Annotated in this window: 15 protein-coding genes; 5 read left to right on the top strand and 10 right to left on the bottom strand. The window is 65.6% G+C overall.

Annotation, left to right across the window (positions count from 1 at the left end):
- Positions 1-44: 44 nt before the first annotated feature.
- From hemW to ACNFBT_RS05990, 10 genes are all read right to left on the bottom strand, one after another.
- Positions 45-1,232: a radical SAM family heme chaperone HemW gene (gene hemW / locus ACNFBT_RS06035; protein WP_416747419.1), complete on the bottom strand. Its 1,188-nt coding sequence runs from the start codon at positions 1,230-1,232 to the stop codon at positions 45-47.
- Positions 1,229-1,822 carry an RdgB/HAM1 family non-canonical purine NTP pyrophosphatase gene (gene rdgB, locus ACNFBT_RS06030; protein WP_416747417.1) on the bottom strand — a complete coding sequence of 198 codons (594 nt, stop codon included), beginning with the start codon at positions 1,820-1,822 and terminating at the stop codon, positions 1,229-1,231. The genes hemW and rdgB overlap by 4 nt, the downstream gene beginning before the upstream one ends.
- A complete protein-coding gene (locus ACNFBT_RS06025; RefSeq protein WP_416747415.1) occupies positions 1,819-2,241 on the bottom strand; it encodes a DUF4426 domain-containing protein in 423 nt (140 codons plus the stop codon). The genes rdgB and ACNFBT_RS06025 overlap by 4 nt, the downstream gene beginning before the upstream one ends.
- A gap of 20 nt (positions 2,242-2,261) precedes the next feature.
- Positions 2,262-2,882 (bottom strand): methionine biosynthesis protein MetW, encoded by a 621-nt coding sequence (metW, locus tag ACNFBT_RS06020; protein ID WP_416747413.1) that lies wholly within the window; start codon positions 2,880-2,882, stop codon positions 2,262-2,264.
- 11 nt (positions 2,883-2,893) lie between these two features.
- Entirely contained in the window at positions 2,894-4,033 is a 1,140-nt protein-coding gene (gene metX, locus ACNFBT_RS06015; protein WP_416747411.1) for a homoserine O-succinyltransferase MetX, read from the bottom strand.
- Positions 4,034-4,108: 75 nt separating this feature from the next.
- Positions 4,109-6,076 (bottom strand): dynamin family protein, encoded by a 1,968-nt coding sequence (locus ACNFBT_RS06010; RefSeq protein WP_416747409.1) that lies wholly within the window; start codon positions 6,074-6,076, stop codon positions 4,109-4,111.
- 120 nt (positions 6,077-6,196) lie between these two features.
- Entirely contained in the window at positions 6,197-6,487 is a 291-nt protein-coding gene (locus ACNFBT_RS06005; protein WP_275609791.1) for a DUF167 domain-containing protein, read from the bottom strand.
- A 7-nt stretch (positions 6,488-6,494) separates the two neighbouring features.
- On the bottom strand, positions 6,495-7,088 hold the full coding sequence (locus tag ACNFBT_RS06000) for a YggT family protein (RefSeq protein WP_416747407.1): 594 nt from the start codon (positions 7,086-7,088) through the stop codon (positions 6,495-6,497).
- 13 nt (positions 7,089-7,101) lie between these two features.
- Positions 7,102-7,935, bottom strand: coding sequence for a pyrroline-5-carboxylate reductase (proC, locus tag ACNFBT_RS05995; protein ID WP_416747405.1), 834 nt, complete (start codon positions 7,933-7,935; stop codon positions 7,102-7,104).
- Between the two features lie 17 nt (positions 7,936-7,952).
- A complete protein-coding gene (locus ACNFBT_RS05990; RefSeq protein WP_416747403.1) occupies positions 7,953-8,642 on the bottom strand; it encodes a YggS family pyridoxal phosphate-dependent enzyme in 690 nt (229 codons plus the stop codon).
- Between the two features lie 73 nt (positions 8,643-8,715).
- Here ACNFBT_RS05990 and pilT point away from each other — a divergent pair, with 73 nt between their 5' ends.
- The 5 genes from pilT (at position 8,716) to ACNFBT_RS05965 (ending at position 14,370) form a co-directional block, all read left to right on the top strand.
- Positions 8,716-9,750, top strand: coding sequence for a type IV pilus twitching motility protein PilT (gene pilT / locus ACNFBT_RS05985; protein ID WP_416747400.1), 1,035 nt, complete (start codon positions 8,716-8,718; stop codon positions 9,748-9,750).
- A 237-nt stretch (positions 9,751-9,987) separates the two neighbouring features.
- On the top strand, positions 9,988-11,133 hold the full coding sequence (gene pilU, locus ACNFBT_RS05980) for a type IV pilus ATPase PilU (protein WP_416747398.1): 1,146 nt from the start codon (positions 9,988-9,990) through the stop codon (positions 11,131-11,133).
- A gap of 92 nt (positions 11,134-11,225) precedes the next feature.
- Positions 11,226-11,630 (top strand): NINE protein, encoded by a 405-nt coding sequence (locus tag ACNFBT_RS05975; protein ID WP_416747396.1) that lies wholly within the window; start codon positions 11,226-11,228, stop codon positions 11,628-11,630.
- 200 nt (positions 11,631-11,830) lie between these two features.
- On the top strand, positions 11,831-13,204 hold the full coding sequence (locus tag ACNFBT_RS05970) for a pyridoxal-phosphate dependent enzyme (RefSeq protein WP_416747394.1): 1,374 nt from the start codon (positions 11,831-11,833) through the stop codon (positions 13,202-13,204).
- Positions 13,201-14,370 (top strand): cystathionine gamma-synthase, encoded by a 1,170-nt coding sequence (locus ACNFBT_RS05965; RefSeq protein ID WP_416747392.1) that lies wholly within the window; start codon positions 13,201-13,203, stop codon positions 14,368-14,370. The genes ACNFBT_RS05970 and ACNFBT_RS05965 overlap by 4 nt, the downstream gene beginning before the upstream one ends.
- The last annotated feature ends 171 nt before the right edge of the window (positions 14,371-14,541 follow it).

Below are 14,541 nucleotides of genomic sequence, written 5' to 3'. Positions count from 1 at the left end.
GCGGGCGACGACAGCGCCGCCCGGCCCGTACTTGAACAATGGACTCAGGGCAGGAAACGCTGCAGCAGGTCGTTGAGGAACAGCTGTCCGCGCTCGGTCGGGGCCAGGCGCAGCGGGTCGTCGACCAGCAGTCCGTCCTTGCGTGCTTGCCGGCAGGCTTCGTCGATGGCGGCCAGCGGCAGGCCGGTGCGCTCGGTGAAGGTCGCTGCTGGAACGCCGTCGGTCAGGCGCAGGGCGTTCATCATGAACTCGAAGGGCAGGTCATCCGCTTCCAGGTCCCGCTCGCCGGCCTGGAAGGGCTTCTCCGGGTTCAGGTAGTCCTTCGGCAGGCGGGTCTTCCAGGTGCGCAGGATGCGGCCTTGCGGGGTGCTCAGCTTGGCGTGTGCGCCGGCGCCGATGCCGAGGAAGTCGCCGAAGGTCCAGTAGTTCAGGTTGTGCCGCGCGGGCTTGCCGTCACGGGCATAGGCGGAGGTTTCGTACTGCGCGTAGCCCGCTTGCGCGAGCAGGGCCTGGCCGGCTTCCTGGATTTCCCACAACTGATCGTCCTCGGGCAGCTCCGGCGGCTGGCTCCAGAACACCGTGTTCGGCTCCATGGTCAGTTGGTACCAGGACAGGTGCGTCGGCGCCAGGGCGATGGCCTGCCGCAGGTCGCCCAGGGCATCGGCGACACTCTGATCCGGCAGGCCGTGCATAAGGTCCAGGTTGAAGTTGTCGAAGCCGGCGCGGCGGGCCATGTCGGCGGCGCGTACGGCTTCGTCACCGTCATGGATGCGACCCAGCGCCTTGAGCTTGGCCGCCTGGAAGCTCTGCACGCCGATGGACAGGCGATTGATGCCGAGCTTTCGGTAGTCAGCGAACTTGGCCTGCTCGAAAGTACCGGGGTTGGCTTCCAGGGTGATCTCGATGTCGTCCTCGAAGCCGACCTGCTTTTCCAGTCCTTCGAGGATGCGGCCCAATGCGCTGGCGGAAAACAGGCTGGGCGTGCCGCCGCCGAAGAAGATCGAGGTCAGCTTGCGGCCGTGTACATGCGCGCCGTCAGCGGCGAGGTCAGCCAGCAGCGCCTCGACGTAGGCGTCTTCCGGCAGCTCCGGCCCGGCGGCGTGGGAGTTGAAGTCGCAATAGGGGCATTTGCGTACGCACCAGGGGATGTGCACGTACGCGGACAGCGGCGGCAGGCGGAAGCCGGAAACCACCGGCCCGGCGTCGAGCCCGTGGCTTCCTGCCTGGCTCATAGACTCAGCCGCTGCTTCAGCAGGGCCATCGCGCGGGCGCGGTGGCTGAGCTGGTTCTTCTGCTGCGGCGGCAGTTCGGCGCTGGAGCAGTTGGCTTCCGGCACCCAGAACAGCGGGTCGTAGCCGAAACCGTGCTCGCCGCGGGCTTCGCGCAGGATGCTGCCTTCCCAGAGGCCTTCGCAGAGGATCGGTAGCGGGTCATCGGCGTGGCGGACCAGGGCCAGCACGCTGACGAATCGGGCGCCGCGCTCTTCGTCCGGCGCGTCCTTGAGGGCGTCCAGCAGCTTGGCGTTGTTTGCCGCGTCGCCCTTGCCGTCGGCATAGCGCGCGGAATAGATGCCCGGCGCACCGCCGAGGTAGTCCACTGCCAGGCCCGAGTCGTCGGCCAGCGCCGGCAGGCCGGAGATGCGTGCCGCGTTGCGAGCCTTGAGGATGGCGTTCTCGACGAAGGACAGACCGGTTTCTTCCGGCTCCACATCACTGAACTCACCGATCGAGCGCACCTTCACGTGGGCGCCGAGCATGGCCTGGAGTTCCTTGAGCTTGCCGGCGTTGTGACTGGCCAGCACCAGTTGTTCGAGCTTGATCATTCGTCGGGGAAGATTTCCTGCATGAAGTCGAAGCTCTGCGGAGCTCCGCCTCCGGACTGGACCTGGATGGTGAAGGTCAGGGTTTCGCGGCCTTCGATGGGGAACTGCGCCAGGTTGTAGACGGCGCCTTCCTCGACCACGCGCTTGAAGGTCAGGGGGATTACCTGGCCCATCAGGTTCTTCGCACTGCCGGCCACGGTGGCGTTGGCCGGCTTCCCATTGGCGTCCAGCGGCACGATGTTGACCACGCCCTGGGCCTTGCTGCGCACCACGCCCACGGCCTGCGCGACCTTGGGCTGGAGGAAGCTGGAGTTGAACACGCTGTAGTGGACCTGGAGGTCGCCCAGGCGCTTGACCTGTTCGGCGAAGGCGGGCAGGGCGAGGACCAGGCAGGCGATGAGGGTGAGCAGGCGGCGCATGATAATTCTCCTGGGGTCGATCAGACGGCGATGCGATGGTCCTGTACGCCAGGGCCACTGACCCGGTAGATACCGATCTCACCCAACAGATTAGGCCAGATTCGCGACGCCCAGCCATGCTGATGCTCGCGGTCCACCGCCAGATGGTCGAGAACCTTCACCTGCAACTGCCGGCACAGGGCTTCGAAGTCGCGGAAGGTGCAGAAGTGAATGTTCGGCGTGTTGTACCAAGTGTACGGAAGGAAGTCCGACACCGGCATGCGACCGTTGCGCGCGAGGTACCAGCGGCAGCGCCAGTGGCCGAAGTTGGGGAAGGTGATGATGCAGGTCTTGCCCACCCGCAGCATTTCCGCCAGCACTTTGTCCGGGTAGCGCAGGGCCTGCAGGGACTGGGTCATCACCACCACGTCGAAACTGTTGCTGGCGAAGTTGCCCAGGCCCTTGTCCAGATCCTGTTCGATGACGTTGACGCCGCGTTCGATGCACTTGGCGATTTTTTCGGCGTCGATCTCCAGGCCGTAGCCGCTGACCTGCTTGTGGTCACGCAGCCAGGCGAGCAGTTCGCCGTCGCCGCAGCCCAGGTCGAGTACCCGGCTGCCGGCGGGGATCCAGTCTTGGATGATGTCCAGGTCGGCGCGCATGGCGTTCCTTCTTATACGCTGATGCGGTTCATGTAACCGCCAAAGGCTTGCAGGTAGCGTGGAATCGGTATCAGGAAGGCGTCGTGACCTTGCGGTGCGTCGATTTCCAGATAACTGACGTTCTTCTTCGCCGCCAGTAGGGCGTCGACGATTTCCCGCGAGCGCGCCGGGGAGAAGCGCCAGTCGGTGGTGAAGGACATGAGGCAGAAGTCCGCCTTCACTCCGGCCAGGGTTCGCGCCAGGTCGCCGCCGTGGGCCGCGGCCGGATCGAAGTAGTCCAGTGCCTTGGTCATCAGCAGGTAGGTGTTGGCATCGAAGCGGGTGGAGAATTCCTCGCCCTGGTAGCGCAGGTAGCTTTCCACCTGGAACTCGACACTGTGCAGGTCGTAGTTGAGCTTCTCCGACTTCATGTCGCGGCCGAACTTGGCTCCCATGGCGTCATCGGAGAGATAGGTGATGTGCCCGACCATCCGTGCCAGGCTCAGGCCGCGTCGGGGAATCACGTCGTGTTCCTGGAAATGGCCGCCGAAGAACTCCGGGTCGGAGAGGATCGCCTGGCGTGCCACTTCGTTGAAGGCGATGTTCTGCGCCGACAGCTTGGGCGCGCTGGCGATGCACAGGCAGTGGCGCACGCGCTCGGGGTAGCTGATGGTCCATTGCAGGGCCTGCATGCCGCCAAGGCTGCCGCCGATCACCGCCGCCCACTGGGCAATGCCCAGGCGATCGGCCAGGCGCGCCTGACTGTGCACCCAGTCTTCCACGGTGACCACGGGGAAGTCCGCGCCATAGACCTTGCCGGTGGCCGGATTGAGGCAGGTCGGCCCGGTGGAACCGTTGCAGCCGCCGAGGTTGTTCAGCGAGACGACGAAGAACTTGCGGGTATCGATGGGCTTGCCGGGGCCGATGCAGCTGTCCCACCAGCCCGGCTTGCGGTCTTCGCTGCTGTGGTAGCCGGCGGCGTGGTGGTGGCCGGACAGGGCGTGGCAGATCAGCACGGCGTTGCTCGCCGTGGCGTTAAGCTCGCCGTAGGTCTCGATCACCAGCTGGTATTCGGGCAGCGTCTTGCCGCAGGCCAGGGGCAGCGGCTCGCTGAACTGCAGCGTCTGGGGCGAGACCAGACCGACGGAATCTTCGGGGAAGACTGTTGGCATCGACCCAGCTCAAGAATAAAAAAGGAGGGCCAGTCTAAAGAGCGCCGCCCCTAGCGGCAAGCGCCGGGGCGGGGTTCAGGCGCGCTGCGAGCCGGGCAGGGTGACGACCTTGGCCTGGCGGTGCAGCGGCGAGGGGCGACGCAGCTGGCGGAGGATGTCGGAGGCCTCGACGAGCTGCTTTTCCAGCTCGTCGGTATAGCGCCCCAGGAGCAGCGAACGCTGCCGAGCCTGCTGAGTTTCCAGGGCCAGCGCCTTGAGCCGCAGCATGTGGGTTTCCAGCAGCTGCTTGTGCTCCAGGCTGTACTGCATCAGCGGCATCAGCGCATCGGTGGCCCACTGCTCGGCCTCCTCGCGCAGGCGCAGGTGCAGGCCGATGACTTCCTGGGCCACGGTGGCGAAGAAGCGCCGGGTGAGGGTGCGCTGTTCGGTGAGCAGGGTCTTGAGGTGCAGGCGGAAGCTGTCGGCCTTGGCCTGCAGCTTGGCCAGCTCGTTCAGGTAGCGCTCGACGCGGAACTGCGGAGCGTCCAGGGCGTTGAGCGGGTTTTCCTGGTTGTGCCGAAGGTAGATGGCCGCGACCATGCGGTTGGCCGCCTCGGCCTCGTGGTGCAGACCGACCAGGTCGTCCTCCACGGTGTGGAAGAAGTGCAGGATTGCCTGGTTGATGCCCAAAGTGGTCCAACTGCCCCGCAGCTTGTGGTGGACCCGCTTCAGGTGCAGCTCCAGTCGCTCGGGGTGCAGCGCCTCGCGTAGCTGTTCGCCCTGGTGACGCAGCAGGCGCTGGTTGGTCTTCAGGTTCAGCAGGCGCTTGTGATGCAGGCTGTGGTCTTCCTTGGTCCTGGCGGTCAGCTCGAACAGCAGTTGGCCGCTGTCGTGTTGCTGGCTGTCGAGCAGCGCGTGCTGCTCCTTCACCTTCTCCAGGCGCACGCGCAGGGTGTGCTGGGTGTTGTTCACCAGCGCCAGTACCTGGCCGACCACGGCGCTTTCGAGCAGGTGTTCCTTCTGCGCGACAATGCGTTCGCAGAGCAGGTCCTCCAGGCTTTCCATCTGGCTGCGGGCCAGCAGCTCGCGGTCGCCGCGTACCTTGGCCAGCAGCCCCTGCTTGGCCGACAGCGGCAGCACGTCGCGACGGGCGATGCCCAGCTGGCGCGCGGTGGCGTCCTGGATCTGGCGGATGGCGTTCTGCACGAAGCTTTCGCCGGCGAGGTCGTCCCACAGCACGTCGATCTTGTTCAGCACCGCATAGAGCGTGGTGTGGCTGTCCTCGCCCAGCTGGCGGATGTGGTTCTGCCAGATCGCCATGTCAGAGGCGGTGACACCGGTGTCCGCGGCCAGCAGGAAGAGGATCGACTGGGCGGCGGGCAGCATCGACAGCGTGAGTTCGGGCTCGCTGCCCAGCGCGTTCAGGCCGGGGGTATCGAGGATGCGAAGGCCCTGGCGCAGCAGCGGGTGGTCGAAGTTGACCAGCGCGTGGCGCCAGGCCGGCACCAGGACGATGCCGGGCTTGTCGGTGGCTTCCAGCATGTCCGGGTGGAAGCCCAGCTGGATCGCCTGTTCCACCGGCAGCGGTTTGGTCTTGGCGACCTGGGCGAAGGCCAGGGCCATGTTGGCCGGGTCGGAGGTATCCAGCGGAATGTTCACCCAGTGCCGTGGAATGCGCTTGAACTGCGCGACGCTTGCGTCGGCCACGCGGGTCTCGATCGGCAGCAGGCGGATATAGGGACGCTCCGAGCGTGGGTCGAAGAACAGCTCGGTGGGGCACATGGTGGTGCGCCCGGCCTGGGACGGCAGCATGCGGCGGCCGTAGCCTGCGAAGAACAGGCTGTTGATCAGCTCGGTCTTGCCGCGCGAATACTCGCCGACGAAGGCCAGGGTAATGTGGTCGATGCGCAGCAGGCGCAGGGTGCGTTCCAGGCGGCTCTCGATGTCCGGCGTGTTCAGCCGGCAACGCTCCAGCAGGCTGCGATAACGGGTGATCTCCCGGACCAGCTCCCGCTTCCAGGTGACGTAGGCATCGATCTGCTGACTGAGACGCTCCATGCTCATTCAGGCGTTCCTTAGGCTGGCGCGTCCTGCGCGGGGATGATGAATACCCCGAATTATGCGATGACGCGCAATAGCGTCAATTGGCCTTCATAACAATACCGCGTGTAAGGTCGGCCAAGGCTACCGAGCGGTAATCCCCAGCTCTTCCGGGAGCTTCGAGGGTTTCGGAATACGCACCCGCTTCTGCCGGTTCAGTTCGCCGCTTTCCAGTTTCACCTGGCTCTTGGGGACGCCGAAGGCCTTGCCGAGGAACGCCAGCAGGTGGGCGTTGGCCTTGCCTTCCACGGGCGGTGCGGTGAGGCGGATCTTCAGGCGCTCACCGTGCAACCCGGCGAACTCGTCGCGGCTCGCCTTGGGTTGCAGGTGGCAATCGAGGATCAGGTCCTCGCCGTCCCAGTGGTAGAAGGGCACGCCCGACTCACATGAAGGGGCTGAGGATCTGCGGCATCCCGGTCATTGCTGCCAGGTTGCCGATCACCAGCATGTCGATCAGCTTCAGCGCGATGAAGGCGAAGATCGGCGAGATATCCAGCCCGCCCAGGTTCGGCAGCAGCTTGCGGAACGGCGCCAGGAACGGCTCGCAGATCTGGTTCACCAGTTGGGCGCCCGGGTTGTAGCTGCCCGGGGCGACCCAGGAGAGGATCACGCTGATGATCAGGGCGAAGAAGAACACCTTGAGGAACAGCGAGGTCACCGCGATCACCGACCACACCAGCAGCTGCAGGATGTAACCGCCGACGCCGTAACCCATCAGGGTCAGGGTGACGATCATCAGCACCAGCTGAACCAGGATGGCCAACACCAGCGAGGCGAAATCGACGCCACCGAAGCCGGGGATGATCTTGCGCAGCGGGTTCAGCAGCGGCTTGGTGGCTCGTACGATGAACTGGCTGAGCGGATTGTAGAAGTCGGCGCGCACCAGTTGCAGGATGAAGCGCAGCAGGACGATCAGCAGGTACAGGCTGCCGAGGGTCTGGATGACGTAGATGGCGGCGGTGGAAAGACCGGTCATTGAGGGCTCCTTGTCATTGACCCAGTTGTTCGGCCAGCTCGGCGGAGCGATGGTCGGCGGCGCCTACCGCCTTCGCTACCAGCGCTTCGAAACCGTTGGCCTGGAAAGTCTTGATGGCAGCTTCGGTGGTGCCATTGGGCGAGGTCACGCGGCGGCGCAGTTCGGCCGGCTCGACGTCGCTGGTGGTGGCCATCTGCGCGGCGCCCAGGGCGGTCTGGCGGGCCAGCTGGCCGGCGACCTCGCGGGACAGGCCGAGCTTCTCGCCGGCGGCGGTCATGGCCTCCATCAGCAGGAAGAAGTAGGCCGGGCCGCTGCCGGAAACGGCGGTGACCGCGTCGATCTGCTTCTCCGCATCCAGCCACAGGGCGATGCCGACGGCGCTCAGCAGCTTCTGCGCCTGCTCGCGCTGGGCGGCGCTGACGCTGGCGTTGGCGTACAGGCCGCTGGCGCCCAGGCCGACCAGCGCCGGGGTGTTGGGCATGCAGCGGACGATGGCGCGCGGCTGGCCGTCGACGGCACCCAGCCAGCGTTCGAGGCTGGCGCAGGGGATGCCGGCGGCGATGGAGACGATCAGTGCGTTGCCCGAAAGCGCCGGCGCGAGTGCCTGGCAGACGTCCTTCATGACCTGCGGCTTGACCGCCAGGACCACCACGTCGGCGCCGGCCACGGCGCTGGCGTTGTCGGCAACGACTTCGATGCCGTGCTCGGCGGCGATCTTTGCGCGCTGCTCGGCGCCCGGGTCGCTGGCGCGGATGTGGCTGGCTTCGACGCCCTTGGCGCGCAGGCCGCCGATGAGACTGGCGGCCATGTTGCCGGCGCCGATGAAGGCAATGCGGGTGCTGCTCATTGAGTCTCTTCCTTTATTCAGTGCGAAGTGCCGTAGTCGCGGGCGCCAAACAGGGCGGTACCGATCCGCACCCAGGTGGCGCCTTCGTCGATGGCGGCTTCGAGATCGTGGCTCATGCCCATGGACAGGCTGTCCAGGCCGAGGTTCAGGGCGTGCATCGCCTCGCGCAGGCGGGCGAACGCAGCGTGCTGTGCGGCAACATCTTCAGTCGGTTCGGGAATCGCCATCAGGCCGCGCAGCTTCAGGTTCGGCAGCTGCGCCACCGCCTGGGCGAGGGCGGGCAGCTCCTCCAGGGAGCAGCCGGACTTGCTGTCCTCGCCGCTGACGTTCACCTGCAGCAGGATGTTCAGCGGCGGCAGGTGCGCAGGACGCTGCTCGGACAGGCGCTGGGCGATCTTCAGGCGGTCCACCGAGTGGACCCACTGGAAGTGTTCGGCGATCGGCCGGGTCTTGTTCGACTGGATCGGGCCGATGAAGTGCCAGGTCAGCGCCAGGTCCGCCAGTTCCATCTGCTTGGCCAGGGCTTCCTGCAGGTAGTTCTCGCCGAAATCGGCCAATCCGCAGGCGAAGGCCTCGCGGATAGCGGCGGCCGGCTTGGTCTTGCTGACCGCCAGAAGGCGCACTGTCTCCGGGGCGCGTCCGCAAGCTTGCGCCGCCTCACGGATGCGCGCGCGAACCTTTGCAATATTCTCTGCTATCGTGGACATTACCGTCGCTTTTCCGCCCGGCTGCTGCGAGTTCTGCGGCATTCTACCTGCTTGCTCTTGATTGGGGAGTCCCATGGATATTACCGAGCTGCTCGCCTTCAGCGCCAAGCAGGGCGCTTCGGACCTGCACCTCTCGGCCGGTCTGCCGCCGATGATCCGCGTCGATGGCGATGTTCGCCGGATCAACCTGCCGCCCCTGGAGCACAAGCAGGTCCACGCGCTGATCTACGACATCATGAACGACAAGCAGCGCAAGGATTACGAAGAATTCCTGGAGACCGACTTCTCCTTCGAAGTCCCCGGGGTCGCCCGTTTCCGTGTCAACGCCTTCAACCAGAACCGTGGCGCCGGCGCCGTGTTCCGGACCATTCCCTCCAAGGTACTCACGATGGAGGACCTGGGCATGGGAGAAGTGTTCAAACGTATTTCCGACGTGCCGCGCGGCCTGGTGCTGGTGACCGGCCCGACCGGTTCGGGCAAGTCCACCTCGCTTGCGGCGATGCTCGACTACCTGAACAACACCAAGTACAGCCACATCCTCACCGTCGAAGACCCGATCGAATTCGTCCACGAGTCGAAGAAGTGCCTGGTCAACCAGCGCGAGGTGCACCGTGACACCCTCGGCTTCAACGAGGCGCTGCGCTCGGCCCTGCGGGAGGACCCGGACATCATCCTGGTGGGGGAGATGCGCGACCTGGAGACCATCCGCCTGGCGTTGACCGCCGCGGAAACCGGTCACCTGGTATTCGGCACCCTGCACACCACCTCCGCGGCCAAGACCATCGACCGTATCGTCGACGTGTTCCCCGCCGAGGAAAAGTCCATGGTTCGCTCCATGCTCTCCGAATCCCTGCAGTCGGTGATCTCCCAGACCCTGCTGAAGAAGATCGGCGGCGGCCGTGTCGCGGCCCACGAGATCATGATCGGCACCCCGGCGATCCGTAACCTGATCCGCGAGGACAAGGTCGCGCAGATGTACTCGGCGATCCAGACCGGCGGTGCGATCGGCATGCAGACCCTGGACATGTGCTTGAAGGGCCTGGTCGCCAAGGGCCTGGTGACCCGCGAGGCGGCCAAGGAGAAGGCCAAGATTCAGGAAAACTTCTAAGAACCTGCTTTCGATCTGCTGCGCGTCGGCATAACTGCGTTGAAATTGGTCTCGGGATGCTTATTTACCCTCCGCTCCCTAAACCGTTTTCGCCTTGTTCTGCACTAGCTCGCGAGATCGTAAGCAGGTTCCAAACCCACCGGGCCCCTAGGGCCCGGCGCACGGAGCGCGCCACACGCACTCGCTCCGTGATTCGACAGCATTGTCGCAGTCAGCGTGAACCCGGCGGGAACGATCATGGAATTCGAGAAGCTGTTGCGCCTCATGGTGGAAAAGGGAGCCTCCGACCTCTTCATCACGGCGGGCGTACCGCCTTCGATGAAGGTCAATGGCAAGGTGCTGCCGGTGACCAAGACCGCGCTGTCGCCGGAGCAGACCCGCGAGTCCGTGCTTGCGGTGATGAACGAGCAGCAGCGCCGCGAGTTCGCCGAGAACCACGAGTGCAACTTCGCCATCAGCGCCCGTGGCGTCGGCCGTTTCCGCGTCAGCGCCTTCTACCAGCGCAACCTGGTGGGCATGGTGCTGCGCCGCATCGAGACCAACATCCCGACCATCGAAGACCTCAAGCTTCCGGAAGTCCTCAAGAAACTGGCGCTGACCAAGCGCGGCCTGGTGATCTTCGTCGGTGCCACCGGTACCGGTAAGTCCACCTCGCTGGCGGCGATGATCGGCTACCGCAACAAGAACTCCACCGGCCACATCATCTCCATCGAAGACCCGATCGAATTCATCCACCAGCATCAGGGCTGCATCGTCACCCAGCGCGAAGTGGGGCTGGATACCGACTCCTTCGAAGTGGCCCTGAAGAACACCCTGCGCCAGGCGCCGGACGTGATCATGATCGGCGAGGTGCGCTCGCGCGAGACCATGGACCACGCCGTGGCCTTCGCCGAAACCGGCCACCTGTGCCTGGCGACCCTGCACGCCAACAACGCCAACCAGGCGCTGGAGCGGATCATCCACTTCTTCCCGGCCGACCGGCATGGCCAGGTGTGGATGGACCTGTCGCTGAACCTCAAGGCCATCGTCGCCCAGCAACTGGTGCCGACCCCGGACGGCAAGGGCCGTCGCGCGGTGATCGAGGTGCTGCTGAACACCCCGCTGGCCGCCGACCTGATCCGCAAGGGCGAAGTGCACGAGCTCAAGCCGCTGATGAAGCGCTCCACCGAGCAGGGCATGCAGACCTTCGACCAGGCGCTGTACCAGCTCTACAGCCAGGGCGAGATCACCTACGAAGACGCGCTGGCCTACGCCGACTCGGCCAACGACCTGCGCCTGATGATCAAGCTGGGTTCGGAAACCGACGCCGACCACCTTTCCAGCATGACCCAGGGGCTGACCCTGGAGATGAGCGACGACGATCCCAACCGCCGTTTCCGCTGAGCCTGCTTTCCGAACAGTTGGCACCCGAGAAGCCCGCCTAGAGCGGGCTTTTCGTTTATCCTGGCCGTACCGCAACAAGACGGGAGAAAGGCATGTCCGCCAACCCAGACACCCACAGCAAGCTCATCGGCTACCTGCTGTGGATCTTCGGCTTCACCGGTTCGCACCGCTTCTACTATGGCCGGCCGATCACCGGCACCATTTGGTTCTTTACCCTCGGCCTGTTCTTCATCGGCTGGATCATCGACCTGTTCCTCATCCCCTCCATGGACGACGCGGCGGACCAGCGCTACCGCGCCGGTGGTGTGGACTACAACGTCGCCTGGATCCTCCTGACCTTCCTCGGCGTGTTCGGCGTGCATCGCATGTACATGGGCAAGTGGCTCACCGGGATTCTCTATCTGTTCACCGGCGGGCTGTTTTTCATCGGCGTGCTCTATGACTTCTGGACGCTGAACAGCCAGATTTCCGAGCGCAACGGGCCGCAGCGCATCTGATCCTTCTCTTGTAGGAGCGAGCTTGCTCGCGAACCGCACGGCACGAGGTTTGTGCGCGAGCAAGCTCGCTCCTACGAAAAGCCAAAGCCGCTCTCTTTCGTCGCGCCGCCTGGCGCGACCTGTGCCTCCCGCCTAAGGTCAGGAGGACAGTAGCAGGCGTCGCCGGGCGATCCCCGGGGCGCCCCGAAGGAGTGGCTGCCATGAGCAACGAATCCCGCCCCGCCGTACTCGACCTGATCGGCAACACCCCCATGGTCCGCGTCACCCGCTTCGATACCGGACCCTGCACCCTGTTCCTCAAGCTCGAATCGCAGAACCCCGGCGGCTCCATCAAGGACCGCATCGGCGTCGCCATGATCGAGGCCGCCGAGCGTGACGGTCGGCTGAAGCCCGGCGGCGTGATAGTCGAAGCTACCGCCGGCAACACCGGCCTGGGGCTTGCGCTGGTCGGCCGGGCGAAGGGCTACCGCGTCGTGCTGGTGGTGCCGGACAAGATGTCCACCGAGAAGGTCCTGCACCTGCGCGCCATGGGCGCCGAGGTGCACATCACCCGCTCCGACGTCGGCAAGGGCCACCCCGAGTATTACCAGGATGTCGCCGCGCGGCTGGCCAGGGAACTGCCCGACGCCTTCTTCGCCGACCAGTTCAACAACCCCGCCAACCCCCTGGCCCACGAGACCGGCACCGGCCCGGAAATCTGGGCGCAGACCGGCCATGACCTGGACGCCGTGGTGGTTGGCGTCGGCTCGGCCGGTACCCTGACCGGGTTGACCCGATTCTTCCAGAAGGTCCAGCCGAAGCTGGAAATGGTCCTGGCCGACCCGGTGGGTTCGATCATGGCCGAGTACTCGCGCTCCGGTCAGCTCGGCACACCCGGCTCCTGGGCGGTGGAGGGCATAGGCGAGGACTTCGTGCCGTCGATTGCCGACCTTTCCAGCGTGCGCCATGCCTACTCCATCAGCGATGAGGAAAGCTTCCGCACCGCCCGCGAGCTATTGCGCAACGAAGGCATCGCCGCCGGCTCGTCCACCGGCACCCTGCTGGCCGCCGCGCTGCGCTTCTGCCGCGAGCAGACCGAACCCAAGCGGGTGGTCAGCCTGGTTTGCGACACCGGCACCCGCTACCTCTCGAAGATCTACAACGACCAATGGATGACCGACCAGGGCCTGCTGCAGCGCAAGCGCTACGGCGACCTGCGCGACATCGTCGCGCGGCGTTTCGAGGAGGGCCGGGTGGTCAGCGTCGGCCCCGGCGACACCCTGCTCACCGCCTTCCAGCGCATGCGCCTGGCGGACATCTCCCAACTCCCGGTGCTCGAAGGCCAGCGCCTGGTCGGGGTCATCGACGAATCCGACATCCTGCTGGGCGTGCATGACGACCCGGCGCATTTTCGCAGCGACGTCGCCAGCGCCATGAGCACCGCCCCGGAAACCCTCGCGCCGGGCGCCAGCCTCAAGGAGCTCGAAGCCGTGCTGGCGCGCGGCCTGGTCGCCATCATTGCCGATGCCTCGGGCTTCCACGGCCTGATCACAAGATTCGATTTGCTCAACCATTTGCGGAGGACCCTCGCATGAGCCAGCACCACGACCGCCTCGGTTTCGCCACCCGCGTGATTCACGCCGGGCAGGAGCCGGACCCGTCCACCGGGGCGATCATGCCGCCGATCTACGCCAACTCCACCTACCGCCAGGACAGCCCCGGCGTGCACAAGGGCCTGGACTACGGTCGCTCGCACAACCCCACGCGCTGGGCGCTGGAACGCTGCGTGGCGGACCTGGAAGGCGGCAGCAAGGCGTTCGCCTTCGCCTCCGGGCTGGCGGCCATCTCGGCGGTGCTGGAGCTGCTCGACGCCGGCTCGCACATCGTTTCCGGCAACGACCTGTACGGCGGCACCTTCCGCCTGTTCGAGCGGGTGCGCCGGCGCAGCGCCGGGCATGACTTCCACTTCGCCGACCTGGCCCAGCCCGGCGCGCTGGAGGCGGCGCTGACCGACAAGACCCGCATGGTCTGGGTGGAAACCCCGAGCAACCCGCTGCTGCGCCTGACCGATCTGGCCGCCATCGCCCGCACCTGCCGTGAGCGCGGCATCCTCTGCGTGGCCGACAACACCTTCGCCAGCCCCTACGTGCAGCGCCCGCTGGACCTGGGCTTCGACATCGTCGTGCACTCCACCACCAAGTACCTCAACGGGCACTCCGACGTGATCGGCGGCATCGCCATCGTCGGCGACAACCCCGACCTCGCCGAGCGCCTGGGCTTCCTGCAGAACTCGGTGGGCGCCATTGCCGGCCCGTTCGACGCCTTCCTCACCCTGCGCGGGGTGAAGACCCTGGCGCTGCGCATGGAACGGCACTGTGCCAATGCGCTGGACCTGGCCAAGTGGCTGGAGCAGCAGCCGCAGGTGAAGCGCGTTTACTACCCCGGCCTGCCGTCGCACCCGCAGCACGAGCTGGCGCGCAAGCAGATGAAGGGCTTCGGCGGGATGATCTCGCTGGACCTGAACACCGACCTGGCAGGCTCCAAGCGCTTCCTGGAGAACGTCAAGCTGTTCGCCCTGGCGGAAAGCCTGGGCGGGGTGGAAAGCCTGATCGAGCACCCGGCGATCATGACCCATGCCAGCATTCCTGCGGAGAATCGCGCCGAGCTGGGCATCGGTGATTCGCTGGTCCGGTTGTCGGTGGGAGTGGAAGACGTGGAGGACCTGCGCGCCGATCTGGCCAAGGCGTTGGCGACGATCTGATCGTGGAGCGTAGGGCGTATAACGCTCCGCGTTATACGCCGATTAGCCTGGGTTTCAGCGTGCTTCGAGCTTGACCTTGGCGCCGATGATTAGGCGAGGTGTATCGGCGTATAACCGCGAACGGTTATACGCCCTACGTTCGGAGGCGTTCCGGAGCAGACGGTGATTCCC

Source organism: Pseudomonas sp. NY15181 (assembly GCF_048068055.1).
Taxonomy (GTDB): domain Bacteria; phylum Pseudomonadota; class Gammaproteobacteria; order Pseudomonadales; family Pseudomonadaceae; genus Pseudomonas.
This window is presented reverse-complemented; position numbering and strand designations above follow the sequence as displayed.